Annotated in this window: 1 protein-coding gene; it reads left to right on the top strand. The window is 72.8% G+C overall.

The genetic code is table 11. The features are described 5' to 3' along the window. A partial coding sequence (locus tag DQW06_RS21000) for a glycosyl hydrolase (RefSeq protein ID WP_232833107.1) occupies nt 1–2,589 on the top strand: 2,589 nt, incomplete at both ends.

The following is a 2,589-nucleotide window of genomic DNA, read 5'->3' as shown; positions in this document are numbered from 1 at the left end:
CGCCCCGGTCGACCCCAAGGTGACCGAGGACTTCGAGGGGCACGCCCCCACCAACGAGTGGTGGTCGTCGCTGATCTTCCAGCGCTACCCCGACAACCCCCACGGTGAGAACCTCTTCGCCCACCCCGCCAGCTTCCACCCCCACGAGGGCGGGCTGGAGATGGGCTACCCGCGGGACTCCCAGCTCGTCGCCGACGGCCTCAAGTACGAGCACCCCCACACCGCCGACCTGTCCCTGGGGGTCCAGGGCCTGTCCTCCCCCGACACCCGGGTCGCCGACCACGGCGACTGGACCGTCACCGCGCACTGGGAGGGCTCCGGCCGGACCCTGCGCGTGACCATCGGCCAGGGCCTGCCCTTCGCCTACGCCGACACCGCGGGCGGCGACGCCCAGGTGACCTTCTCCGGCACCCCCGAGGTCTGGCACCAGGAGGGCTCCGTGGTCGGCGCCAGCGTGGGCGGCCGCCACTACGCGCTGTTCGCCCCCTCCGACGCCCCCTGGACGCGCTCAGGCGACACCTTCACCGCCCCGACCGGCGCCGAGGGCCACTACTCCGTGGCGGTCCTGCCCTCACCCGAGGACCTGGACACCTTCGCCCCCTACGCCCACTCCTTCGTCACCGGCTCCCGCGTGGAGTACGACTACGACGAGGCCGCCGCCACCCTGACCAGCACCTATCGGGTGGAGACCGAGCCGCGCGAGGGAAGTGGGGAGGGCACGCTCATGGCCCTCTACCCGCACCACTGGCAGGAGGCCTCCACCCCCGTCACCGACCTGTCCTACTCCTCCCCCCGGGGCGAGATGCGCGTGGCGCAGGGCGCGAGCTTCACCACCGAGCTGGCCGCCCAGGGCATCCTGCCCAGCCTGCCGACCGTGGAAAGCGCCGACCACGACCGCATGCGCCAGCTCATCGACGAGGTCCTGGCCGAGCAGGAGCACTTCCCCGAGCCCGGCGACACCTACTGGGACGGCAAGGCGCTGGGCAGGCTGGCCCAGCTGGTGCCCATCGCCGACTCCATCGGCCACATCGAGGGCCGCGACGCGCTGCTGGACCTGGTCAGGGGCCGTCTGGAGGACTGGTTCACGGCCGGGGGGACCCGCCAGTTCGCCTACGAGGCCGACTGGGGCACCATGCTCGGCTACCCGGACAGCTTCGGCTCCGCCACCGAGGTCAACGACCACGACTTCCACTACGGCTACTTCGTCTCCGCGGCGGCCGTCGTGGCCCGCTACGACAGCGCCTGGGCCGCCGAGGACGCCTGGGGCGGCATGGTCCGCCTGCTGATCCGCGACGTGGCCGAGACCGACCCGAACAGCGACATGTTCCCGCGCCTGCGGTCCTTCTCGCCCTACGCGGGGCACGGATGGGCCTCCGGGCACGCGGGGTTCGCCGCCGGGAACAACCAGGAGTCCTCCTCCGAGGGCATGCACTTCGCCGCCGCCACCGCACTGTTCGGCGCCCTGACCGGGGACGAGGAGCTGCGCGACCTGGGCGTGTACCTGCACACCACGCAGGCCTCCGCCATCACCCGCTACTGGCAGGACCACGGCGGCGACACCTTCCCCGAGGGCTTCGAACACGACGTCGTCGGCATGGTGTGGGGCGACGGCGGCGACTACCGCATCTGGTGGGACGGCGGCGACGAGGAGCACTACGGCATCAACTACCTGCCCATCACGGCGAGCTCGCTGTACCTGGGGCACGACCCCGAACACGCCGGGGCGATGTACGAGTCGCTGGTGGACCGCCTGGGCCGCGAACCGCAGATCTGGCGCGACATCCACTGGGAGCACCGCGCCCTCTCCGACGGCGACGACGCCCTGCGCATGTTCGAGGAGCAGTGGAGCACCTACGAACCGGAGGCGGGCGAGTCCAAGCCGCACACCTACCAGTGGGTCTCGACGCTCGCCGAGGTCGGCACCGTGGACACCTCCGTGACCGCCGACACCGCGCACTACGCCGTCTTCACCGACGGCGGGGAGCGCACGCACGTCGCCTTCAACCCCTCCGGCTCCCCGCTGACGGTCACCTTCTCCGACGGCGTCGAACTGGAGGTGGAGCCCCGCTCGCTGGCCTCCACCACGGGCGAGGGCGGCGGCGGTGACCCCGGCGACCCGGGCGACCCGGGCGACCCGGGTGAGGGCAACGTCGGCGACGGCGGCCTGCACCTGACCCCCTCCGCGCTCTCCAGCGCCCCGCACGGCTCCGCCGGCGAGATCACCGTGGCCTCCGCGGGGGGACGCAACCAGGACGGCCTGCCGCCGGGCGACCGCGTGGTGCTGCGCGCCGACGACCTGACCGGCACCCACACCGGCGGCGCCACCGCGTTCTCGCTGCCCGTGGACTCGGGTAACGCGGTCGGCAACGCGGTCCAGGTCCGCGTGGTCTACGACCTGGACGGCGACGGCACCGACGACCGCACGGAGACCTACCGCTACTTCGCCACCAACGACCTGAACGGCTGGGAGGAGTACACGCAGGGCCGGGGCGCGGCGAGCGCCGACGGGTCCCTCGGCGACCTGGAGGGCGGCTCCGTCCGCGTCGAGCTGTGGAGCGCCCTGGGCAACGCCTCCTCGCGGGTCCTGGT

The sequence above is a fragment of the Nocardiopsis sp. TNDT3 genome (assembly GCF_003427465.1).
Lineage (GTDB): Bacteria > Actinomycetota > Actinomycetes > Streptosporangiales > Streptosporangiaceae > Nocardiopsis > Nocardiopsis dassonvillei.
Note: the sequence above shows the minus strand (reverse complement) of the source record. Positions and strands in the feature narration are given on the sequence as shown.